Consider the following 23,076-nt stretch of genomic DNA (forward strand, 5'->3'; position numbering starts at 1 on the left):
GTCAGGCCAATCGGGCCTCGATGTCGTCGCTGCTCGAGTCGGGCAAGGCGACGATCGGCGTCGCCGCCTCGGCTCCGTGGGGGCCGGACATCCGCAGCACAGTGCTGTTCGAGTCGAGATACGCGTGCCTCTACGACCCGGCGTCGATCGGGCACACGGGAGCGCTCACGCTCGACGAATACCTCGCACTGCCGCACGTCATGATCTCGGCGGACGGGACCCGCGGCATCGTCGACGACGTCCTCGAGGCCGACGGGCTCTCCCGTCGCCGTGTCGCGTCCACCGCGCACTTCGCGATGGTGCCGCTGCTGCTGCGCCAGGTCGCGGGCGTCGCGACGATGCCGCGTCACGCCGCCGAGGTGTTCGCCGGTCACGCTGACCTCGAGGTGTGCGATCCCCCGATCGCCATGCCGACCTTCTCGCTCGCCGCACTCTGGCATCGCACCAGCGGCAGCGATCCGCGCACCGTGTGGATGGTGCGCACCCTCGGCGAACTCGCCCGCACCGTCACCGCGCGCGGGCGTTCGCACTCCCCCACAGAACTCCCCGCAGCACTCGCGCCGGCAGAACTGTCCCCGGCGGACATCACCTCAGGAGGTACCTCGTCATGACGGTCGTCGCAGTCGCCCAGGTCGGTTCGGTCACGTTCGATGCCGACGCCACGGTGGACAAGGCCGTCGCCCACATCGCGGAGGCGGCGGCCGCGGGCGCGCGGGTCGTCGTCTTCCCCGAGGCGTTCGTCGGGACCTACCCCAAAGCGCTGTCGTTCGGCAGCCCGGTGGGACGCCGCACCGAGGAGGGCCGTGACGAGTTCCTCCGTTCCTGGCGCGCGGCAGTGGAGATCGACGGCCCCGAGATCGGCCGCCTCGCCGACGCCGCCCGCGCCCACGACGTCTTCGTCGTCACCGGCATCATCGAGCGTGCGGGCCGAACGATGTACTGCACCATCGTCATGATCGACGAGTCCGGCGCGGTCGTCGGCGCGCACCGCAAGGTGATGCCCACCGGATCGGAGCGGCTCATCTGGGGGTTCGGCGACGGATCGACACTGCCGGTGGTCGACTCGCCCGCGGGCAAGCTGGGGTCGGTGGTGTGCTGGGAGAACTACATGCCGCTGCTGCGTACCGCCATGTACGCGCAGGGCGTCGAGATCTACTGCGCGCCCACCGCCGACGACCGCGACACGTGGCTTCCGTCGATGCAGCACATCGCGCTCGAGGGCCGCTGCTACGTGCTCACCGCGTGTCAGGTGATGCGCCGCAGCGACTACCCGGACGACTACGCCGCGACCTTCGCGACCGAGCCCGACGACGTCGTGATGCGCGGCGGCAGCGCGATCGTCTCACCCCGCGGCGAGGTGCTCGCGGGCCCGCTGTTCGACGAGGAAGCCATCCTGTACGCCGACGTCGATCTGTCCGAGATCGTTCGGCAGAGCCTCGATTTCGACGTCACGGGCCACTACGCCAGGCCTGACCTGTTCTCGCTGCACGTCGACACGGCCCCTGCGGCCGCCGTCCGGTTCGTCGACGACACCGCGCTCGACGTCAGCGCGGATACGGACGGATCTCGCGCCTGAGCCCGCTCGCGCGCAGCACCCGGCGCCGCACGCCGGCACGGACGGCCTCCTCGCTCCCGAGGATCCGGACGTGCCGGCGTGCGCGCGTCACGGCCGTGTACAACAACTCTCGCGTCAGCAGCGACGACGACTCCTCCGGCAGGACGACGCTGACGACGTCGTACTGACTGCCCTGGCTGCGGTGGATCGTCATCGCGTACACCGTGTGCGTGTCCGCGAGCCTGCTCGGCGGGATCACCATCGCCTCGTGTCCCCGCGCGAAGGCCGCGCCGAGCGAGCCGTCCGGAAGCTGGACGACGACGCCCGTGTCGCCGTTGTAGATCTGCAGTTCGTGATCGTTCGCCGCCACGAGCAGCGGCTGGCCCGGACACCACCCGCCGGGATCGAGCGCCCGTCCCGTATCGGCGGCGACCCACTCCATCGCGTGCCGCGCCCACTGCCGAACCCCGTACGGCCCTTCGCGATGCGCACACAGCAGCCGATGCTCTTCGAGCCGCGCGAGGGCGCCGTCGGCGTCACCGGCGAGTGCCGCGCGCGTGACGTTCGCCGAGGACCGCACGACGTCGTCGCGCAGTTCCGCGATGTCGTCGCTCCCCCGCCACGAGACGGCGTCCGAGCCCGACGAGAGGACCTCGACGACGCGGTCGTCGTCGCCGTCCCGGATCGCGACGGCGAGCGCGGCGATGTCGCCGCCGAACCGGCGGCCTCGGCTCAGCCGGACGATTCCGGACGCGAGCCGGCGGTGCTCGCCCGCCGAGAGCGCGGCCTCGTCGGGGTCCGACGCCGCGTCGAGATCGGACGAGACGAGTTCACGTACGGCGACATCGATCTCGCCGTGGACGGGACGCGCCACGAGGTCGGCGAGCACGGCACCCGCGTCGACCGACGTCAGCTGATCGGGGTCGCCGACGAGGATCAGCCGCGCATCGGGACGCATCGCTTCGAGCACCCGGCACATGAGCGTCAGCGACACCATCGACGTCTCGTCCACGACGACGACGTCGTACGGGAGCCGGTTGTCGGCGTTCCACCGGAACCGTGACCCGCCGCCGCGGCGCCAGCCGAGCAGCCGGTGCAGCGTCATCGCCTTCGGTCCCGGCGGGAGACCGAGCACCCCACTCTGTTCGTCGATCGATTCCTGCAGGCGCGCAGCGGCTTTGCCCGTCGGAGCGGCGAGCCCGATACGCAATGGCCGCGGCGAGGCGCGGACGAGCAACGCGAGAATACGTGCGACCGTATGGGTCTTGCCGGTACCGGGGCCGCCGGCGATCACCGTCGTCCACCGGCACGCCGCGAGCGCCGCCGCGATGCGCTGCCGATCGGGTGCGCGGGCAGGGCTGCCGTCGGCGGCGACGAACAGCGCGTCGAGCGCGGCGCGGACCTCGCTCGGCCGCACCCGGGGAACGTCCTCGGCGCGCACGTCGAGCAGCGTGCGGATCTGCTGTTCCTGCGCGAAGTAGCGTGCGAGATAGAGCAGTTCGCCCTCGTCGGAATCGACGAGCCGCAACGGGACGAGTGGCCCGCCCGCACCGCCGATCACGAGCGGGCTCTTCCGCAACTCCGCGACGACCTCGACGGGATCGGGCCACGGGAGCGCCGCGATGTCGTCGTCGGAGAGTTCGTCGACCGTGACCTCGCTCAGCCGCCGGACGTCGAGGCACACCGAGCCGGATCGGACGGCGCGCACGGCGAGTGCCGCGGCGAGCAGCACCCGCTCCGAGGCCTCGCCGCCGAGGCGGCCGAGACGGTGCGCGACGTGCACGTCGGCTGCGGTGAGCACACCCGCCTCCGCGAAGGCACCGACGAGTCCGCTCGCGGCCACCGGAACGAGGGCCTCCATCAGTGCACCTTCCCCGCGAGAACGTCGGACAGCTCGGTGACCAGGGCGGCCGGCGGCGTCCAGCCGTACACACCGCACTCGGGCGGCGTCTGCGGCCCCGCCATGCCGCGAACGAAGAGATACGCGCAGCCCCCGAGATGCTCCTCCGGGAGGTACCCCGGGAGCCGCTGCCGCAGATACCGGTGCAGCGCAACCGAATATATCAGCGCCTGCAGCGGATAGTGCGAGTGCACCATCGCCTCGGTCATCCGGTCGCGCGTGTAGTGCGCCGTGGTGAGCTCGTCGGGCGCGAGACGATTCGTCTTGTAGTCGACGACGACGAACCGTCCACCGACGCGCAGGACGGCGTCGATGCTGCCCGTGAGGAAACCGCGGATCGGAGCGGTGTCCAGCGCGTCGAGCGCGTCCGCGTAGTGCGCCAGTACATCGGTGCCCGGCAGGCGGCGCCGCAGCGTCGCCGCGACAGCGCCCAGATCGACGACGCCGTGGGTCGGCACCAGGCCGCCCGCGAGCGGAAGCTCGAAGTCGAGCTCGGCGAGCCGATCCCGGGGCGCCACGTCGGCGAGCGCGATCCCGGGCGCCCACGACAGACCGAGCGGAGTGTGGAGCACGGGCAGCAGCCCCGTCGCCAGCGCGTCCGGGTCGACCGGCGCGAGGTGCGCGGCCACCGCCTCGCGGCAGTGCGTCGTCAGTTCGGTCGCGAGATCCGCCGCCGACGTGTCGACGTATTCGAGGATCTCGTGGACCAGCGTGCCGAAGGCGGTGCCGCCCGGGAAGTCGTTCAGGGGCGAGGGAATCGCGTCCACCACGTCGTCCGCGTCCACACGGGGCGCGAGCTCGTCGGCCTCCTCCGGCTCGTCCGTCTTCTGCGGAACCTCCGGCTCGCTCACCGGTGCGTCGTGCGCGGCCGCCGTGAGCGCCGAATAGGACGTCCGCCGCCATGCGGTGTCGAGCGTCCGCGTGAACACGGCCGCCGTCAGCGCGTCGTCGCCCGTGCCTCCGCTCGACCATCGCGCGTCGTCGTCGCGCGGCGCACCACCGGCCACGACCTCGATCGCGCCGTGGGCATCGGCGACCCGCGCCGCGAAAAGCTGTGCGACGGCACGATCGTCGGGGACGGGCGCACTCGCTTCGACGTCCGGAGCTCCGGCGGCGCGGCCGAACAGCACACGCTGCAGCGCCGACCGCGACGTCGCCGACACCGGCGCCCACCACGCGACGACCCTGCTCTTCGCGCGGGTCAGCGCGACGTACAGGAGCCGCAGTTCCTCACCGGACTCCTCGGCCTCCGCGCGGGAGCGCCGCTCGCGATAGCCGGGTGCCGTGGGTCCGCCGACGTCGAGCACGCGACGCCCGTCCTCCGAATGCAACAGCAACGTCGCGGGTTTGGGATGGCGCGCGGCGTCCCACGCGAACGGGACGTACACGATGGGGAACTCGAGCCCCTTGCTCGCGTGGACGGTCGCGATCTGGACGGCCGCCGCGTCGCTGTCGAGCCGCCGGCTGCGGTCGCCCGTCGTCCCCATCGTCGGTTCGTCGATCCGTTCGCCGAGCCATCGCGCGAGCTCCGCGACGCCGTAGTCGTTCTCGAGCGCGACGCGGCCCAGCACCTGCGCGATGTGCCGTAGGTCGGTGAGAGCACGCTCCCCCGCGACCTCGGCCAGCATCCGCTCGTCCAGCCTCGAGCGCGCGGACAGCGTCTCGAAGACCGCGGCGAATCCGGTGGATTCGAAGAGTGCCGCGAGCTCGCGCAGTTCCGACCCGATCAGCGCGAGCGCGTCGTCGCGATGCTCGTCGAGATCCGCTGCACTCCACCCGAACAGCGGGGTGAGCGCGGCGAGGCGAACGCGGTCGGCGCGGTACGGCTGCTCGAGCGCCCGCAGCACCCACGACCACTCGCGCGCGCTGCGGGTCGCGAAGACGCTCGTGCCCCCGGCGAGGACCGAGGGGATGCCGACCTCGTCGAGCGCATCGCGCACCAGGTCGATCTGGTTGCGTGTCCGCACGAGGACGGCGATGTCGCCCGGCTCCACGGACCTCGCCACCCCGTTCCGCTCGATCGTTGCACCGCTGCGCAGGAACGCGAGCATCGCCGACGCGACGTCGGACGCCACCGCCGAGCGCATCGCCGCGACGGGCGGAAATCCGTTCGGCGCCGGACGCGCCCGGGCAGCCGAACGAGGCAGTACGCGGATCTGCAACGGCGCGCCCCCGGGGCACGCAGACTCGGTGCGCACCGCCAACACCGGACGCACCACGATCTCGGGATGCCCGAGCGCGGCGCCGCCGTACACGTGCTCGAGCGCGCCGACGAGCGGTGCGTCGGTACGCCAGTTCGCGGTCAGCTCGGCGTGCGTCCCGGCATGGCGGACGGCGTCGAGATAGCTGAGCACCTCCGCGCCCCGGAAGGCGTAGATCGCCTGCTTCGGGTCGCCGACGAGAACGAGCGTCGTGTGCTCGTGGAACGCACGGCGAAGGATGTCCCACTGCAGCGGGTCGGTGTCCTGGAACTCGTCGATGAGCACGACGCGGTAGCGCTCCCGGATCCGGCGGCATGCGGACTCACCGGACTCGGGGTCCGACACGACGGCGTGCAGCAGCACCAGCAGGTCGTCGAAGTCCCGGATCCCGCCCCGCTGCTTGCGCGCCGAGACCTCGCGTCGCACCGCGTCGGCGAACAGCACCCGCTGGCCCCACTCGGTCTCCCGGTCGGGCTCCGGTTCGAGGATCGACTCGGCGTCGCCGACGGCGTCGCGGGCGAGCGCGAGTGCATCCTTCTCCGAGAACGGCACGACGTCGGACTTCGCGTAGGCCCGCAGGTAGATGTCGCCGACGACCTCCGCGACCAGATCGTCGACGGTCTCGACGAACTGGACGTCCGGAGCACGATCGCCCGCGACGCCGAGCCCGTCGAGCATGCGCTGACAGAAGCTGTGCGTCGTCACGATCGTGCCGGCGTCGAAGTCCGCGAGCGCCGACACGAGACGTTCGCGGCGTTCACGGACGTCCTCGTCGGTTCCCGTCGCGAGATGACGCACCACGCCGTCCGGATGCTCCCGCGCGCCGGCGGGATCGGCGAGCGCGGTCGCCGTCGCGGTGAACCGCTCGCGCGTGCGTTCGCGCAGTTCCAGTGTCGCCGCGCGACTGAAGGTCACCAGCAGCAGATCCGAGATGCTCGCGACACCCTCGGCGACGTAGCGCGTCGCGAGTCCCACGATGGTGTAGGTCTTTCCGGTTCCCGCACTGGCCTCGAGGACCGTCGTGCCGGTAGGCAGCGGCCCGAACAGATCGAACGTCACGGCTGCCCCTCCGTCTCGTGCGCGAAGAGCCCGCCCCACAGGATGCACGCGGTCGCCCCGAACAGCGTCGACTCGGTCGCGTGATCGGTACGCGCGGACGCGATCTCCTCGAACGGCGACTGCGGGCCGTACACGTACTCGATCGTGCGGTCCGTCGCGTCACCGAATCGATCGGCCCATCTGGCCGACGCCGCGGCGAGCGCCTCGTCCTCGCCCTCGCCGCGCGCGCGCCGCTCCGCGTACGCGGCGCTCGCCGTCGGACCGGCCGGCAACGGCCGCGCCAGACCCGAGTCGCGCAGAGCGACGAGCGACCGCAGGATCGCATGCGGATCGTCCGGTGCCGTGAACGTCGATCGCCACGTCGGGCGCGATCCCCTGCCGCGTCCCGTGCACACCGCGCGCGTCGTCGACGACACACACGCCGCCGCGAGCAGCTGGATCCACGCCGCAATGCGATGTTTCGGGGCGAGGCGGGAGAAGGACGACCGGACGAGTACGCCGTCGTGGAGACCCGTGACGGTACCGGTGAGGGTGCGGCCGCCACCGAGATCGATCGCGACGTCGACGACCGTCGCCGGTGCGGCGTACAGCGGCCGGCACGCGTCCGCCAGCCGATCGACGGTGTACTCGACCTCCGCGAGCCCGTGCGCACCCAGTGCGAACGGCGGCAGCGTCCCCCTCCGCCACTCCGAGGCACGGAACTCGGCGGCGTCGTGCCCTGCGATGCGCGACGCCAGCATCCGTTCTCCCAGATCCCATTTCGCGAGCGGATCGAGGGTGGTGTCGAGCGAGTCGACGATCTCGTCGTCGTCCTCGGGGACACGTACCCCCAGTCGCTGCCGCACGAACCCTTGGACCGGGTGCTGCGCGAACGCGACCAGATCGGCGAGGTCCACGTCGCCCGGTTCGGCGGGACCGAGATCGACGTGGGCGAGTTCGCGCCGCGCCCGCTGCGGCGCCGCGGCTGCACGTGCCCCCGCGAGTGCGACGGTGTCGAACGAGAACGGGCGCTCGCGCACGCCCTCGATCCGGCGGAAGTTGCGGGCGTCGAAGGGCTGCAACGGATGTTCGCGCACGACCCGTGTGCGGTCGTCCTCACCCGTCATCGCGACGGCGACGTCGATCAGCCCGCCGACGGGCACCGCGGGCGGCTTGCGCGTACCGGTGACGGGGTCGAATCCGGTGTACAGCACGACGAGTCGCTCCGTCGCCGACATCACGGCGTCGAGCAGCAACTGCCTGTCCTCGCTGCGCGGATCACGTTCCCCCGCGAGCGGATTGCGGGCGAGCACGTCGTCGCCGTCGACGTCGAGCGTGCGGGGAAAGACGTCGTCGTCGAGCCCGAGCAGGATGACGACGCGGTGCGGCACCGAGCGCATCGGCACCATCGTGCACACCGTGAGCTCCCCGGTCCGGAAGTTGGCGCGGGTCGGACGGCCCGCGAGCGTGCGTGCGAGCAGCGAACGCACGTCGGCGAGCCCCACGGTCGCCGCTTCGCCGTGCTCGGTGGCGGCGGCGAGTTCCCGGCGGGCGAGCGCGATCTGCCACGCATCGGCGGGAACGGTGGCGGTGAGCAGGTCGATCGCGGACGTCAGCGCCTGGACCCACGCCGCCACGGGCGCGTCGCCCCGCAGCGAGCCGAGGACGCGCGAGAGCCGATCGACGAACTCGGCGAAGCGCCCCGCGAGATCGATGTCCGACGAATCGACGTCGTCGAGCGGTGCGACGAGATCGAGCCAGCCGTCGGACGCGTCGGCGCACACCCCGAGCAGGATGCGGTCGAGCCCGACGCCGATCGTGTTCTGCGCGAACGAGCCGAGCCCGTAGTCGCTGCGCTGCGCTGCGTCGATACCCCAGCGCGCGCCCGAGGCCGTGACCCAGTCGCGGAGGCGCTCGAGTTCGTCGTCGTCCCAGCCGAAGCGGGTGCGCACGGGGCCGGCGGCGGCGAGATCGAGCAGTTCGGTCGCCGTGACGCGGCCGCTCGCGAGGTCCAGTACGCGTGCGACGACGGCGAGAATCGGATTCGTCTGCCGCAGTGAACGATCGGCCATCCGGACCCGCAACCTGTGCCCGGGGTGCGCATCTCCCGCGCCGCCGGGATCGAGCTGCCCGAACGCCGCACGCACGAGCGGGGCGTAGGTCTCGACGTCGGGGCACATCACGACGACGTCGCGCGGCTCGAGATCCGGGTCGTCCTCGAACGCGTGGAGCAGTACCTCGCGCAGCACCTCGACCTGCCGCGGCGCGCCGTGGCACGCATGCACCTCGAACGAGCCGTCGGCTGCGGACGCGCTCCGCTCCGGCTCGCGGTCGTTCGCGATGTCGGCCTGCAGGCGGGCGAGCAGCGATGTCCCGGCGGGCTCCCCGGGACCGACGGTGTCGCTCTCCCCTCCCGTCGTGCGGGCGCGGAACTCGAGCTCACGGACGTCGCGGGCGAGGTCGGCGAGCAGCGGGTGCGCGACGGCGAGCGCGGACCGGTCGGCAGCTCGATTCTCGGGAATCGAATACTCCCGCAGGCGTTCCCACATCGCGGGGCTCGGGTGCGGCAGCCAGACGTGGACGTCGCGCCGGTCCGCGAGCGCCGCGAGGACGGTGAGTTCCTCGGTCGTGAGCCTGGTCGGGCCGAACAGCGAGAGCCGGGCGGGCAGGTCGATCGCGTCGGGATCGTCGCGAATCCGGCGGCAGTCCTCGTCGAGCGTCTCGGCGGGTGCGCCGCCCACCCGGTCCCGGACACCGCGGTACACCTCGATCTGCCAGCGGAGGTCGTCCGGAACGGTTCCACCGGCGCCGTCCGAGACGCCGCCGCGCCCCCAGTCCGCGAGCATCGCGGGGCGCGAGGCGCCGTAGCTTCGCAGCAGATCGGCGAGGTGGGCGGCCGTCGCGAGTCTGCGGCCCGAGCGGTCGGAGCCGGACGGACCGGTGTCTCCGCGCCCGAGATGGCGATCGAGCACCCGCGCCCACGGCAGGCCCTCGGCGTCGTCGACGACGCTCAGCACCGTCCAGACCAGCCGCTCCTGCGACCACGGATCGCGCTCGGGATCGCGCCCGGTGGCCTGCGCGAGTACGTCGCGTACGAGCCGCGACGGGTGCGGGAACGCGATGTTCGCGGCGACGCCGTCACGCGATGCGCCACCCGACTCGGTGGCGAGGACCTGCGAGAGCCACCGCTCGACGCCCTTCGCGGGCACCGCGACGACCTCGGGCGCGAACGGATCCGGCAACGGTGCGGCGAGAACCTCCGCGAGACCGGTGGCGAGTGCGTCCGCACGCAGTGCCCGGTGCAGCCGCAGCATCCCGCCCCTTCCCGACGGCCCGAACACCTCGACCGCCCCACTTTCCGACGGCCCGGATACTACCGGCGGCCCGGCCCGGATCGCCGGTGCGGCGCGCGTCAGCCCAGGGCGCGCACGATCGCGTCGGCGATGCGCAGCGTCGCGGTGCGTGCCGTCCGGCTCACGCCCGTGACGTTGATGTACGCGTGGATCAGCCCGGGTGCGCGATCGAGCGTCACGGGCACGCCCGCCTCCTCGAGCCGGCGGGCGTACGCGATGCCCTCGTCGCGCAACGGATCGAAGCCTGCGACAGCGACGAACGCGGGCGCCGTCCCCGACAGGTCGGGGGTGTGCAGCGGCGAGACCCGGGGGTCGGTCCGCTGGGCGCGGTCGGGGACGTAGCGATCCTTGTACCACTCCATGTGCGTGCGCGTGAGGAAGAAACCCTCACCGAACTCGTGGTACGAGGCCGATTCGCCCGCGAGGTCGGTCGCCGGGAAGATCAGCGCCTGCAACGCGGGCGTGACCGCCGCGCCGCGCAGCCCGTTCGACAGCACGGCGCTGATGTTGCCGCCGGCGCTGTCTCCGGCCACCACGATCCGCGACGGGTCGATCCCCCACCCGCGCGCGTTCGCCACCGCGAACTCCCATGCGGCGTGGGCGTCCTCGATCGCCGCCGGGAACGGATTCTCGGGCGCGAGGCGGTAGTCGATGCTCAGCACGTCCACTCCCGCATGCAGCGCGAGGAAGCGGACCGGCGACTGCGTACTGAACCTGTTGCCGAGGACCCAGCCGCCGCCGTGGAAGTACACGACGAGGCCGCGCGGCGTCCCCGCCGTCGCGCGGTACCTGGTCGCGGGGATCGTCCCGCCCGGGCCCGCGATCGCGAGGTCCTCCTCGAACGCGAACGGCGCGAAGTCCTCGGCGAAGAGCGCGGCCTCGAGGTCGAGGTGATCCCGTCCCTGGTCGACGGGGAGATCGACGAAGTCCTCACCCGGAAGGGCATCCAGTGCCAGCAGCGCGATCCGGATCTCCGAGGCCAGCCGCTCGCCGTCGGCGTTCGTCGTCGGCCGGACGTCGAGCGTGTCAAGGACGCGCTGCGGCAGCTTGGCGAAGCCCTGCAGCACCGAGCGCTGGACGCGGGCCGCGATGCCCAGCTCGGGGACCCTCCTCGTGATGGGACGGTCCGTTGTCGTCATGACGCCTCCTGCTCGGCACGGGTGGGTCGATCACGAACCGGATGTCCGATTCGTCACTGCGTGCACTGGTTGTACCCGATCGGGCGTCGGGACAGAACACCAGCTGTGGCGCGCAGTGCGGATCACGCCGGAATCTCCGCCACGCCCGATCCCCGCGCGGGAGAATGGAGAAGATCTGCCGCAGCACAGCGGAACGGCCGCCGGGAAGGAACACCGATGAGCGACTACGAGAACGTCACGGAACACGGCGGCGAGCACCTGACCGAACCCCAGTGCTGGGAGGCGATGGGCGACACCGGGCTGGGCCGCATCGTGATCGTCGCGGACGGCAAGCCCGAGATCTTCCCGATCAACTACGCCGCGCGCGGCGGAAAGCTGTTCTTCCGCACCGCCGAAGGCAGCAAGCTCGCCGGGCTCACACTGAGCCCCGAGGTCGCCTTCGAGACCGACCACGCCGACGACTCGGTGGCGTGGAGCGTCGTCGTGCACGGCACGGCCCGCACCCTCACCGCGTTCGGCGAGATCAACGAGGTCGACAGCCTCGGGTTGCAGGCGTGGGAGCCGACCGAGAAGTACAACTACGTCGAGATCACGCCTCGCGAGATCACCGGCAGGCGGTTCGAGCGCACACCGTCGTGACGCCGATTCCCGAGTGAGTCCAGTTGTCTCGACAGCCCGCAGACCTGCCGCTTCCCGTCCTATCGTCGAGAGGACCGGGTCAGCGAGCGAGGAGACGGCGATGTCGGGCAGGATCACCCATTTCGAGATTCCCTACGACGACGGCGATCGCGCCCGCGCCTTCTACGGCGAGGCGTTCGGGTGGACGACCGAGTCCCCACCCGGGCTCGACTACACCTTCGTCGGGACGGGCCCCGTCGACGAGAACGGAATGCCCACCGAGCCCGGCTACATCGGCGGCGGGATGTTCCCGCGCAGCGGCGAGAGCTCCGGGCCCTCCGTCGTCGTCGAGGTGGACAGCATCGACGACGCCCTCGCGACGATCGAACGGCTCGGCGGAACGAAGCTCGACGACCGAACCCCCGTGGGCGACATGGGGTTCGCATCGCGGTTCCGGGACACCGAAGGCAATGTGATCGGCCTGTGGGAGAACGCCTGACCGACGGCACCCGCGCCCTCGCCCTGCCGCTGCACCCGCCGTTCGCGGCCGATCCGCTCCGGCGGGTGACGGCGGTGCACGCGGTGCCCGGCGTCGAGGAGGCCGACGACACCGGCGTCCGGCGCACACTGCGCACCCCGTCCGGGCCCGCGCACGTCGACGTCGCATGGCCGGAGCCCGGTGCCGACACCCTCACGCTCACCGCCGCGGGGCCGGGCGCCGGCGACCCCGCCGTCGAGACGTGTGTGCGCGGCTGGCTCGATCTCGACGTCGATCCCGACGCCGTCGGCAGTGCGCTGGCGCGGTTCGACGACCTCGCTCCCCTCGTTCGCGAACGCCCGGGGCTGCGCATCCTCGGCAGCGCCGATCCGTGGGAGACCGCGGCGTCGGTCGTTCTGGGACAACAGGTCTCGCTCGCCGGTGCGCGCACGCTCGTGGGCAGGCTCGTCACCCGGCTGCGCGACGAGCCCGGTCTCGCACCGTTCCCGACCGCCCGGCAGGTGCGCGATCTCGGTGTGGCCGAGGTGCGCGACGTCGTCCGCATGCCGCGCGGCAGGGCGCAGACCCTGCACGACCTCGCGGCGGCGGTGTGCGACGGCGACGTCGACCTCACGGCGTCGGGCCTGCGCGACTCGATGCGCGCAGCCCGCATCGCCGGAATCGGGCCGTGGACGACGGAGTACCTCGCGCTCCGGCTCGGCGATCGCGACGCCGCCCCGACCGGCGACCTCGTGCTGCGCCGAGCGCTCGGCGGCGTGACCGAGGCCAGGGCTCGCGCCGTCGTCGCGCCGTGGTCGCCGCTGCGCGCGTACGGGATATTCCACGTCTGGACGGCCGCGAGTTACAGCGCCTGACCCGGCGTGCGATTTCGGTCCGGTGAAGATGTCGGCTCGCTACCCTCGATTCGTGATCGCGACGTGACACCCGTCACCGGATCACAGCATCGTCTCCCGCCGTCGTTCCGTAGCGAAGCGAGGTCACGCCGTGCACCGACACCACCGCGTCGCCCTGTGGGCCGCCACAGCAGCCTGCGCCGCGGCCCTGGTCGCGCCGTCCGTCGCGCACGCCGAACCGACTCCCGCCGCGGGATCGGGCAGCACATCCGGCAGTTCCTCGGGTTCGGCGTTCGTGCCGATGCCGATCCCCACCCCGACCGGGCTCGCGGCCCTCGCCGCCGCCGCGACCCAGACCGGGAAGCCCTACCTCTGGGGCGGTGTCGGACCCCACGCCTGGGACTGCTCCGGACTCGTCCAATGGGCGTTTCGGCAGGTCGGCGTCGACCTGCCGCGCACCACGTGGGAGCAGGCCGAAGTCGGTACGAGCATCCCGCTGTGGGCGATCGCGCCGGGCGACATCGTCGTCCTCCACCGCGACGCGTCGCACATCGGGATCTACGCGGGCTTCGGGCAGGTGTTCAACGCGTACGGCCTCGGTGTCCCCGTCGGCCTGACGCCGCTGTCGAACTTCCACGTCTACGACATTCGCCGCTTCTGACCCACCCGCACCGTCCACTCGCGTCCCGCGCGGACCAGGCCCCGGAGCGCACCGGCGACGTCGGGCCACGCCGGCTCGACCGGAACCTGCTCGACGGCGCGGGTCACGAGATCGTCGAGCAGACCGCCGACGAGATCCGGGCATTCGAGTTGCAGCATGTGACCGGCACCGGGCACCTGCACGAACTCGGCGTCCGGCAGCGCGCGAGCGATGAACTTCGAGTTGCCGAGCGGGGTCAGCATGTCCTTCGTCCCGCACGCGACGACCGTCGGCACGAGCGCGAGAACGCCGACCGACGCCGTCTCGTCGTGCAGCTCGAACGTCGGCAGGAAATCGGTGAGCGTGCGCAGCGACGTCTCGTTGATCATCCGGTCCGAGAATCGCGCGACGACGGGATCGACCCGGCGATCACCGAACGACGCCGACTTCACGATCGGGGCGATGACCCGCTTCGCCGCGTCGCGACCGCCCTGCACGACACGCGGTGCCCGCGCCGCCGCCATCCGGAACGCCGACACGATCGGCGTGTTGAGAGTGCGGGCGACGCCCGAGCGTGACAACGCGCCCGCCGACGTCGAGACGAGCCCCACGCCCACTACGCGCTCCGCGACGACCTCCGGGAACATGCCCGCGTACGCGAGCACCGTCATCCCGCCCATCGAATGCCCGACGAGAACGATCGGTCCCGACGGGACCATCGCGCGCAGAACGGAATCGAGATCGTGGGCGAGATGGCCGATCGTGCACGTCTCCCTCGGGGCGACGTCGGAGCGCCCGTGACCGCGGTGGCCGTAGAAGACCATCCGGATCCGGGCGCCCCACTCGCGTTCGAGATGCAGCCGCTGCAGCGCCCAGCCGTCCATCCGATTGCAGAAGCCGTGCACGAACACGACCGTCAGCGGCGCGTCGTGGGGCCCGACCTCGCGGACGGCGAGCGCGACGCCGTCGTCGGCCGCGACGGTGCAGCCACGATCGTGTGCGAACACGTCGAACGGAGCCGAGTCCTCGAGTCGGCCGGGGGCGGCGTCGTCCCCGGTGGCGCCGCGCTCTGCGTCGCGGCGAACTGCAGCACTCGTCACCTCTCGCCCCTTCCGCCGCCCGCGTCAGTGAACCGGACGGATCTCCGACGAGTATGCGGGAACGAGCGAGTGGACGAAACGTGACAGGGCCGCGGCGAGTTCGCCGGGCGCCGACAGCTGGGGTGCGTGATCGCAGTCGAGCGAGCACACCTCGGCGCCGGGCACCAGCTCACGCATGCGGCGCTGCGTCGCGACCGGCAGCGAGCGGTCGCGCGTCGCCTCGACGTAGAGCCGCGGCAGCGACCCGAACCGGTCGGGCGTCCAGGTCGGTGCGACGAGCCGCGCCGATTCGAGCTGGGGAACGAGCCGGCGTGCCGCCGCCACGGCGTCCGCGGGTGGCGCGTCGTGGAAGAAGACGGAAGCCCCGGCCTCGGGCGGGACCACCGTCGCACGGCCACCCGCGGCGGGTTCGAGGAACGCCGAGATACCGACCGGCGGAGCGAGTCCGACGTCCTCGCACAGCGTGCCGTACGACCAGCCCGGCGGCAGCATCATCCCCGCGACGTAGGCGACACCCACGACACGCTCGGCGATGCGCTCGGCGACGTCCGTCGCGACGACACCTCCGCCGGAGTGCCCGACGATCACGAGCGGCCCGTCGACGTCCGCGATCCGGTCGAGCACAGCCTCGACGACGTCGTCGAGCGTCACGTCGTCCTCGGGCAGATCGGAGCCGACGCCCGGAAGCGTCACCGGTATCGGGCGCAGCCCCGCGTCCGCGAGCGGGCCGGTGATCGTGTCCCACACCCACGGTCCGGCCCAGGCGCCGTGAACGAGAACGACCGCGGGTGCCTCCGTCACGATCCGGCCCGCTCCGCCGCCGCGAGAACGCGCGCCGCCTCGCGCACCGCTGCGGTGTTCGCCTTGCCCTGCCGCGATCCCGCGAGCTTCGCGGCGATGTGATCGCGCACCGTGATCGGCTCGTACGCGAGTCCGTCGTCGGCATCGAGATGGCTCGGCAGCGTCTCGACGACGGCGTCGACGTTGCCGTCGTGGAAGAACGCGACCGAGCGGCGGCGCACGATGCTGCCGTCGACGATCGGCGGCTTGACGCGATGCAGCGTCGAGAGCCAGCGGTCGTTGGTGAGCCTCGCCGTGAGGTCGCCGAGGTTGACGAGCAGTGCACCCTCGGCGGGCGCGACGTCGTGCCAGATCCCGTCGCCGCCGAGGACCTGCAGGCCCGCGACGCGGTCCGCCCACAGCACCGTGACGAGGCCGAAATCCGTGTGCTCGCCCATGCCCGTGAGATCGCCGTCGAGGCTCACGGTGCCTTCGGGGAGCGCGTAGTTGTTCATCCGCAGGACGTCGATCGAGTGATCGGTGAGAGCGTCGAAGAAGTCTGCGTCCCGGCCGAGCGCGTCGGCGAAGACCGTCGTGAGCGTCCGCGCGACCCGGGACGCGTGCCCGAAGTAGGCCTCGACGCGCTCGCGGAAGCCGTCGACGTCCGGCCACAGGTTGATCCCGTAGTCGCGTTCGTCGAGGTCCAGGGCCGTGAACGATCGCGCCTCGACGCCGACGTTGTAGGCCTCGAAGAAGTCGTTCATCCGGCTGGCCGACTCGACACCGAGACTCAGGCTCAGCGATTCGCTCTTGGGCGGGCTGTACCCGCGGTTCGCGCCGTCGACGCGGTAGTCCTTCTTGGTGTCGAGCGGGAGGCCGAAGAAGTCGTCGACGGCGCTCGCGAGGCCGTCGGTCACGTTCTCGGGAACGCCGTGGCCGAGGATCTGGACGAAGCCGACGGTGCGGCACGCCTCGTCCATCTGCCGTGCGACCTCGGCACGCGCCTCGGCACCGCCACCGGCGACGTAGGGTGCGATGTCGACGATCGGGACTTCGAAGCCGGGGACCTCGACTCTCGAGCTCATACGAACCTCCGATACTGGGGAAACCTGCACCGAATATTCTTCTGATCAAACTTTTCTAATCTGAGTCAATCGTGTTACGGGGTGTTACACGCGGCGACGGCGTCGGACGGATGCCAGGTCACATGCCTGTGGTTGCTAGCGTCACCCGCGTGAGCAGCGACGAATCCCAGGCCCTCGCGCGGTCACTGGGCGCCACGATCCGCGCCATTCGGAAAGAAGCGGGCCTGACCCTGGCGACACTCGCACAGCGGTCGGGACTCTCCCAGCCGTTCCTCAGCCAGACCGAGAACGGCAACGCGATGCCGAGCGTCGTCAACCTCCACCGCATCGCCCAGGCCCTCGGCACCACCGCGCACGCACTGCTCGAACGCGGCACCCGCAGCAGCACCTCCCTCGTCCGCGCCGGAGAAGGGCGCACCGTCGAGTACACGAGCGACGCCACGGTGCGCTTCCTCGTCGACGGGCACCGCATCATGGAACCCAACGAGGTCACCGCAGGCCCTCACTCCCACACCGACGGCACGACGAGCCACGCCGGCGAAGAGTTCGTCTACGTCGTCGCCGGCACCGTTCGGATGACACTCGAGGGCGAACCCGATCACGTCCTGCACGCCGGCGACACGCTCTACTACCCCGCGACCGTCCCGCACGCATGGTTCAACGACACCGACCAGCCCGCACGCTTCCTCATCACCAGTTCACCGCCGGGATTCTGAATCACGCTGCAACGCAGGTTGTCCACAGCTCCGCGGTTGTCCCCAACTGGGAAAATGGGTCTTGTGTCGAACGGGTGTGCGAGATAGATTCGTCGCATGGGGTCGGGGGATTCACACACAGCACACGGCGTAGACGCCGCATGCGTCGAGCCGTGGCAGCTCGGCGATCCCGAGTTGTCCACGGCGGTGCTGGACGTGTCGCGGCAGATCGAGGTGTTGCAGGCCCGGCGGATCACGCTGATGGGTGAGCTCGCCGACCGTGGTCTCGCGACCGCAGCGGGCTACCGGGATGCCGGAGCCTGGCTCGCCGCACACACGATGCTCGAGATCGGTGAGGCACGCGACGTCGCAGCGCTGGGAACGAGCCTGCGGACCGAGCCGGAGATCGCTGCCGCTGTCGCCGAACAGCGCATCTCGCCGCGGCACGCGGCGATGCTGTGTGGATTCTTCGACACGCCGCCGTCGCTGCTCGCAGCGCTGGCGGAGAACGATCCGGACGAGCACGCGGCAGTGATCGCCGCATGCCGCGATGCGCTGTTGGCGGCCGCAGTGCCGGGCCCGGAGACCGCGACGAAGTCGGTGCGCACCGCGATCGAAACGCTGCGGGCACGCCTCGACATCGACACCGAGGGGCCGACGACCCGCGAACGCGAAGACCTCAACACGCTGACCGTTTCGAACACCCTCAACGGGCGAGTGGTGCTGCACGGCGACTTCGACGCCCTCTCGGGTGAGATCCTGTCGACTGCCCTGTCGAAGTCGTCGGCACCGCGCCCATCAGCGGACGGGACCCGTGATCCGCGCTCGGCCGGGCAACGCCGCGCGGACGGGCTGATCGAGATCTGCCGACGTCACCTCGACACCGGCGACAGTGGGTTCGAAGCCGCCGAGAAGCCGCACGTCACCGTCCTCATCCACCAGCGAGACCTCGAAAAACCGCCCGCAGACAAGGGTGACCGCGTCAGCGTTTCGGTGACGGCACTACTCGACGGCATCGGTCTGCCGTGGATGCCGTGGGGCGGCACCCTCACACCCGAGACCGCACGGGCCGTGGCGTGCGATGCGCACGTGACCCCGGTGATCATCGACGATCACGGTGTTCCGCTCTCGATGGGCCGGACCACCCGCCTCGTCACCCCGGCGCAACGCCGCGCACTCACCGTCCGCGACCGTGGCTGCGCGTTCCCGAACTGCACAGCACCCGCGAGTTGGTGCGAAGCACACCACATCGAACACTGGGCCGACGGCGGAGCAACCGACCTCGACAACACAGTTCTGTTGTGCGGCAAGCACCACCGGCATGTTCACCACAGCACCTGGCGGATCGTCCCGACACCGCGAGGGCGACCCCGCTTCGAACCACCTGGCGAACCATCCAGCTCCCGACCACCGGGTCCGCCACCACCGATCGTCGCGTGACGGGCGATCGGTGACAAGATCGGGCGGTGACTTCCCAGCCGCCGCGCACACACCTGTCCGACGACGCGCTCAGCCGGATCGACGCGCTGTTGGAGCCCGTCGACACGGCACTCGCACGCGACTATCCCGGCGACGATCCGCAGGGCCAGCCGCTGCACACCGTCTACGTGAGCGCCGCCGACGCGTCGCCCGACACACCCCGCGAGTGGGGCACGCAGGCGCTCGACCTCGTCGAACGCACGACCTCGGCACTCACCGCCCTGAGCGACGACGCCGTCGTGGACCTCGTACGGGAGACGCTGACGCGCCGTCCCGTCGCCGATCTGCGCATCGACTTCGAGGACGGCTACGGGTGGCGCGGCAACGCCGTCGAAGACGACGCGGCACGCGCAGCCGGCGCCACCCTCGCGACGCTGGCCGCGGACCCGGCGGGCCCCCGTTCGCTCGGCATCCGCGCCAAGGGACTCGCGCCACACGAGCGAGCGCGCGGCATCCGGACGCTCGAACTGGTCCTCGACGGCGCGGGCGGTGTGCCCGCGGGCTTCGTGTTCACCGTCCCGAAACTCCGTGCACCCGAACAGGTTCCCGCGGTCGTCGCGCTGTGCGAGGCGCTGGAGCAGGCCCACGGACTCCCCGAGCGGTCGCTGCGTTTCGAGTTGCAGATCGAGAGCCCGCAGGCGGTGATCGCCGCCGACGGCACCGTCACCGTCGCGAAGGCGATCCACCTCGCCGACGGCCGCGCCACCGGGCTGCACTACGGAACGTACGACTACAGCGCCGCGTGCGGCATCGCGTCGAAGTTCCAATCGCTCGATCACCCCGTCGCCGATCACGCGAAGGCGGTCATGCTGGTCGCCGCCGCGCAGACCGGCGTGTGGGTGTCCGACGGATCGACCCAGGTCACCCCGCAGGGCACCGACGACGAGATCCGCCGTGCGATCGACCGGCACTTCCGCCTCGTGACCCGCTCGCTCGAACGCGGCTACTACCAGGGCTGGGACATGCATCCCGGCCACCTCGCGACCCGGTATCTCGCCAACTTCGTGTTCTTCCGCGACGCCCTCTCCGCCGCGGCGCCGCGTCTGCAGGCCTATCTCGACCGGCAGGGTGGCGCCGTGATGGACGAACCCGCGACAGCACAGGCCCTCGCGGCGGTCGTGCTCCGGGGACTCGCGGCCGGCGCCTTCACCGCCGACGACGTCCTCGCGCTCGCCCCCGCGTGCACGGAGGACACCCTCACCGACCTCCTGACCAGGTCGATCGCGCCGAACATCTCCGCGTAACACGCGCGCTCTAGACTTTCCGGCAGCTGCAAGGAGGTAGATCCACCCGTGTCCGATCCGCAGAACACCGCGCCCACGCGCGGCTTCCGTCATCTTCCCGATCTCGCACTGCGCACGCTCGGCGGCGCGGTCGTCTGGGCCAACGACGAGCTCTTCGCCGAGCGCGAGAATCTCATCCGGCCGACCGCCCCCGGCTATCAGGCCGCGACGTTCGGGCACAAGGGTCAGATCTACGACGGCTGGGAGACGCGGCGACGACGCGAAGCCGGTGTCGACGAGGCGATCGTGCGCCTGGGTGTTCCCGGAGTGATCCACGGCGTCGTCGTCGACACGGCGTGGTTCAAGGGCAACTACCCGCCCGAGATCTCGATCGAAGCGACCTCGGTCGACGGCTACCCGTCGCCCGACGAGCTCGCGAAGTCCGCGGACTGGACGACGATCGTGCCGCGCGCCGCGGTGCAGGGCGACACCGAGAACCCCTTCACCGTCGACTCCCGCGAGCGGTTCACGCACGTCAAGCTCACGATGTATCCCGACGGCGGTGTCGCGCGGCTTCGCGTGCACGGCCTCGGCAGGCCCGATCCGCGCCTGCTGGCGGCGGGCCCGGTGGATCTGGCCGCGATCGAGAACGGCGCGCACGTCACGGGCTGCTCCAACATGTTCTACGGCTCGCCCGCGAACATGCTGCTGCCGGGAACGGCGCGGGTCATGGGCGACGGCTGGGAGACCTCGCGGCGCCGCGACGACGGCAACGACTGGGTCGAGGTCTCGCTCGCGGGCCGCGGCACGGTGGCGATCGCGGAACTCGACACGTCGTACTTCCTCGGCAACGCCCCCGGCTCCGCGAGTGTCCTCGGCCGCGACGGCGACGGCGACTGGTTCGAACTGCTCCCCCGGACGCGGCTGCAGCCCGACACGCGTCACCGCTTCGTCCTGGACGAGACCGCTCCCGTCACCGAGGCGCGGCTCGACATCCATCCCGACGGCGGCATGGCCCGCTTCCGGCTGTGGGGTTCGCTGACCGGCGACGCCCTCGCTGCGCTGGACGAGACGGAGTGACCGAGCAGGCCGGGGTCCACCGCGCGCCGCGGCTCGGGTTCGACCTCGACTACCCGCGCGACATGGTCGGCTACGGCCGCACCCCGCCCGACCCGCAGTGGCCGGGCGGCGCGAAGATCGCGGTGCAGTTCGTCCTCAACTACGAGGAGGGTGCGGAGGACAACGTCCTCGACGGCGATCCGGCGTCCGAGGTGTTCCTGTCCGAGATGACGCCCGCGACGGCGTTTCCCAACCGGCACATGAGCATGGAGTCGCTGTACGAGTACGGCTCGCGTGCAGGGCTGTGGCGGGTGCTCCGGGTGTTCGAGCGCCGTGGGCTTCCGCTCACGATCTTCGCCGTCGCGCAGGCGATGCAGCGCAATCCCGAGGCGGTCGCCGCGTTCACCGAGTTCGGTCACGAGATCGCATGCCACGGATACCGTTGGCACAACTATCAACTCGTCGATCCGGACGTCGAACGCGAGCACATGAGCCGCGCGGTGGAGATCCTCACCGATCTCACGGGCGCCGCTCCGCTCGGGTGGTACACCGGACGCGACTCGCCGCAGACCCGGTCGCTGCTCGTGCAGCAGGGCGGATTCGAGTACGACTCCGACAGCTACGCCGACGATCTCCCCTACTGGCTGACGGTGCCGCGCATCGGCGCGGACGGCGGCGAGGAGAGCGTCGATCATCTCGTGGTGCCGTACACGCTCGACACCAACGACATGCGGTTCGCGTCGCCCGCGGGGTTCCCGAGCGGCGATCAGTTCTTCGCGTTCCTTCGCGACGCCTTCGACACGCTCTACGCCGAGGGCACCGCGGGTGCGCCCAAGATGCTGTCGGTCGGGCTGCACTGCCGGATCGTGGGGCGGCCGTCACGGACTGCGTCGCTCGAACGGTTCCTCGATCACGTGCAGTCGCACGAGGACGTGTGGATCACCCGGCGAATCGACATCGCGCGCCACTGGCGTGCGGTTCACCCCGCGTCCTGACAGACTCTGCTCCGTGCCGCCTCGCCGCCGAACCGATCTCGTCGATCATCTCGGCGCGGGGCGGCCCGGCAGCAGGCAGGACGTCGTGCTGGAGGAGTTGCGGCGCGTGATCCTCGGCGGGGCGGCCCGCCCCGGTTCGGCGATCCCCGTCGACGAGGTCGCCGAGCACTTCGGCATCAGCCGCATCCCCGTGCGCGAGGCACTGAAGACCCTCATCGGCGAAGGGCTCGTCGATCACCGCGCGAACTTCGGGTACTGCGTCGCGCAGCTGACGATCGGCGAGCTCGAGGAGCTGTATCTCGTTCGGGGAGTGCTGGAGTCGGCCGCTCACGCGATCGCCGTCACCGCGGCGAGCGAGGCGGACGACGACGCGGCCCGCGCGGCCTACGCGGCCCTGGATCGTTCGCTCGCCGAGGACGATCCCGTCGCCTACCACCGCGAGAGCCGCAACTTCCACGTCGCCCTGGTGGCGCCGTGCGGGATGCCACGGCTGCTCCACATGTTCGAGTCGGCGTGGAACGTCACCGAACCGGTGCAGACGATGTCGCAGGTCGCGACTCCCGAACGACTGCAACTGCATCGGGATCATCGCGCGATGCTCGACGCGTTCGTCGCTCGCGACGGCGCCGCGCTGCGCGCCGCGACGCAGCGCCATCACGGCCGGCTCGACGTCGTCATCGCGGCGCTGCCGACCGACACGGGGATCTTCCGCGACGAACCGCAGGATTGAAACGGACGTTTCGGACACCGATGCCGGTGCGCCGCAAGATATATCCTTCCCGTCATCGCGCGGAAATGCTCACTCACACACCCGCAACACTCGATCCCTAGATTCCCTGACGTCACCGATTCCCGTGACGACACCGATTCCCCGTGACATCACC

19 protein-coding genes are annotated in these 23,076 nt (G+C 71.2%); 12 read left to right on the forward strand and 7 right to left on the reverse strand.

Annotated elements, in window-relative coordinates:
- The coding region (locus tag RR1_RS15515) for a LysR substrate-binding domain-containing protein (protein WP_202951405.1) at nucleotides 1-611 on the forward strand (611 nt) is incomplete at its 5' end.
- Nucleotides 608-1,576: a carbon-nitrogen hydrolase family protein gene (locus RR1_RS15520; RefSeq protein ID WP_010837148.1), complete on the forward strand. Its 969-nt coding sequence runs from the start codon at nucleotides 608-610 to the stop codon at nucleotides 1,574-1,576. The genes RR1_RS15515 and RR1_RS15520, both read left to right, overlap by 4 nt.
- Here RR1_RS15520 and recD read toward each other — a convergent pair.
- The 4 genes from recD to RR1_RS15540 form a co-directional block, all read right to left on the reverse strand.
- A complete protein-coding gene (recD, locus tag RR1_RS15525) occupies nucleotides 1,545-3,419 on the reverse strand; it encodes an exodeoxyribonuclease V subunit alpha (protein WP_040772382.1) in 1,875 nt (624 codons plus the stop codon). The genes RR1_RS15520 and recD overlap by 32 nt on opposite strands.
- On the reverse strand, nucleotides 3,416-6,715 hold the full coding sequence (locus RR1_RS15530; RefSeq protein WP_010837146.1) for a UvrD-helicase domain-containing protein: 3,300 nt from the start codon (nucleotides 6,713-6,715) through the stop codon (nucleotides 3,416-3,418). The genes recD and RR1_RS15530 overlap by 4 nt, the downstream gene beginning before the upstream one ends.
- A complete protein-coding gene (gene recC / locus RR1_RS15535) occupies nucleotides 6,712-10,008 on the reverse strand; it encodes an exodeoxyribonuclease V subunit gamma (protein WP_010837145.1) in 3,297 nt (1,098 codons plus the stop codon). Before recC ends, RR1_RS15530 begins: the two co-directional genes overlap by 4 nt.
- A 98-nt stretch (nucleotides 10,009-10,106) precedes the next feature.
- Nucleotides 10,107-11,186 carry an alpha/beta hydrolase gene (locus RR1_RS15540; protein ID WP_010837144.1) on the reverse strand — a complete coding sequence of 360 codons (1,080 nt, stop codon included), beginning with the start codon at nucleotides 11,184-11,186 and terminating at the stop codon, nucleotides 10,107-10,109.
- 216 nt (nucleotides 11,187-11,402) lie between these two features.
- On the opposite strand from RR1_RS15540, the gene RR1_RS15545 reads away from it, so the two are divergent.
- The 4 genes from RR1_RS15545 to RR1_RS15560 all read left to right on the forward strand — a co-directional run bounded on the left by RR1_RS15545 (nucleotide 11,403) and on the right by RR1_RS15560 (nucleotide 13,797).
- Nucleotides 11,403-11,825 carry a pyridoxamine 5'-phosphate oxidase family protein gene (locus tag RR1_RS15545; protein WP_040772375.1) on the forward strand — a complete coding sequence of 141 codons (423 nt, stop codon included), beginning with the start codon at nucleotides 11,403-11,405 and terminating at the stop codon, nucleotides 11,823-11,825.
- Nucleotides 11,826-11,925: 100 nt separating this feature from the next.
- Nucleotides 11,926-12,303, forward strand: coding sequence for a VOC family protein (locus RR1_RS15550; RefSeq protein ID WP_010837142.1), 378 nt, complete (start codon nucleotides 11,926-11,928; stop codon nucleotides 12,301-12,303).
- On the forward strand, nucleotides 12,288-13,157 hold the full coding sequence (locus tag RR1_RS15555; protein WP_010837141.1) for a DNA-3-methyladenine glycosylase family protein: 870 nt from the start codon (nucleotides 12,288-12,290) through the stop codon (nucleotides 13,155-13,157). Before RR1_RS15550 ends, RR1_RS15555 begins: the two co-directional genes overlap by 16 nt.
- Nucleotides 13,158-13,287: 130 nt before the next feature.
- Entirely contained in the window at nucleotides 13,288-13,797 is a 510-nt protein-coding gene (locus RR1_RS15560; protein WP_010837140.1) for an NlpC/P60 family protein, read from the forward strand.
- Here RR1_RS15560 and RR1_RS15565 read toward each other — a convergent pair.
- The 3 genes from RR1_RS15565 to RR1_RS15575 are packed head-to-tail and all read right to left on the reverse strand — an operon-like array spanning nucleotide 13,776 to nucleotide 16,741.
- Entirely contained in the window at nucleotides 13,776-14,876 is a 1,101-nt protein-coding gene (locus RR1_RS15565) for an alpha/beta fold hydrolase (RefSeq protein WP_010837139.1), read from the reverse strand. The two genes, RR1_RS15560 and RR1_RS15565, sit on opposite strands and share 22 nt — an antisense overlap.
- A gap of 24 nt (nucleotides 14,877-14,900) precedes the next feature.
- Nucleotides 14,901-15,677: an alpha/beta fold hydrolase gene (locus RR1_RS15570; RefSeq protein WP_010837138.1), complete on the reverse strand. Its 777-nt coding sequence runs from the start codon at nucleotides 15,675-15,677 to the stop codon at nucleotides 14,901-14,903.
- A complete protein-coding gene (locus RR1_RS15575) occupies nucleotides 15,674-16,741 on the reverse strand; it encodes an isopenicillin N synthase family dioxygenase (protein ID WP_010837137.1) in 1,068 nt (355 codons plus the stop codon). The genes RR1_RS15570 and RR1_RS15575 overlap by 4 nt, the downstream gene beginning before the upstream one ends.
- A 122-nt stretch (nucleotides 16,742-16,863) precedes the next feature.
- Between RR1_RS15575 and RR1_RS15580 the strand changes: the two genes are divergently transcribed.
- The 6 genes from RR1_RS15580 (at nucleotide 16,864) to RR1_RS15605 (ending at nucleotide 22,922) form a co-directional block, all read left to right on the forward strand.
- Complete coding sequence (locus tag RR1_RS15580; RefSeq protein ID WP_051111068.1) at nucleotides 16,864-17,457, forward strand: helix-turn-helix domain-containing protein; 594 nt, start codon at nucleotides 16,864-16,866, stop codon at nucleotides 17,455-17,457.
- 96 nt (nucleotides 17,458-17,553) lie between these two features.
- Nucleotides 17,554-18,876, forward strand: a complete 1,323-nt coding sequence (locus RR1_RS15585) for an HNH endonuclease signature motif containing protein (RefSeq protein ID WP_010837135.1) — start codon at nucleotides 17,554-17,556, stop codon at nucleotides 18,874-18,876.
- A 26-nt stretch (nucleotides 18,877-18,902) separates the two neighbouring features.
- Complete coding sequence (locus RR1_RS15590; RefSeq protein WP_010837134.1) at nucleotides 18,903-20,159, forward strand: DUF6986 family protein; 1,257 nt, start codon at nucleotides 18,903-18,905, stop codon at nucleotides 20,157-20,159.
- Between the two features lie 48 nt (nucleotides 20,160-20,207).
- A complete protein-coding gene (gene alc, locus RR1_RS15595) occupies nucleotides 20,208-21,218 on the forward strand; it encodes an allantoicase (protein WP_010837133.1) in 1,011 nt (336 codons plus the stop codon).
- Between the two features lie 62 nt (nucleotides 21,219-21,280).
- Entirely contained in the window at nucleotides 21,281-22,192 is a 912-nt protein-coding gene (puuE, locus tag RR1_RS15600; RefSeq protein ID WP_040772377.1) for an allantoinase PuuE, read from the forward strand.
- 13 nt (nucleotides 22,193-22,205) lie between these two features.
- Nucleotides 22,206-22,922 carry a GntR family transcriptional regulator gene (locus RR1_RS15605; RefSeq protein ID WP_010837131.1) on the forward strand — a complete coding sequence of 239 codons (717 nt, stop codon included), beginning with the start codon at nucleotides 22,206-22,208 and terminating at the stop codon, nucleotides 22,920-22,922.
- Nucleotides 22,923-23,076: the final 154 nt, after the last annotated feature.

The organism is Rhodococcus rhodnii NBRC 100604, assembly GCF_001894925.1.
GTDB classification, from domain to species: domain Bacteria; phylum Actinomycetota; class Actinomycetes; order Mycobacteriales; family Mycobacteriaceae; genus Rhodococcus_F; species Rhodococcus_F rhodnii.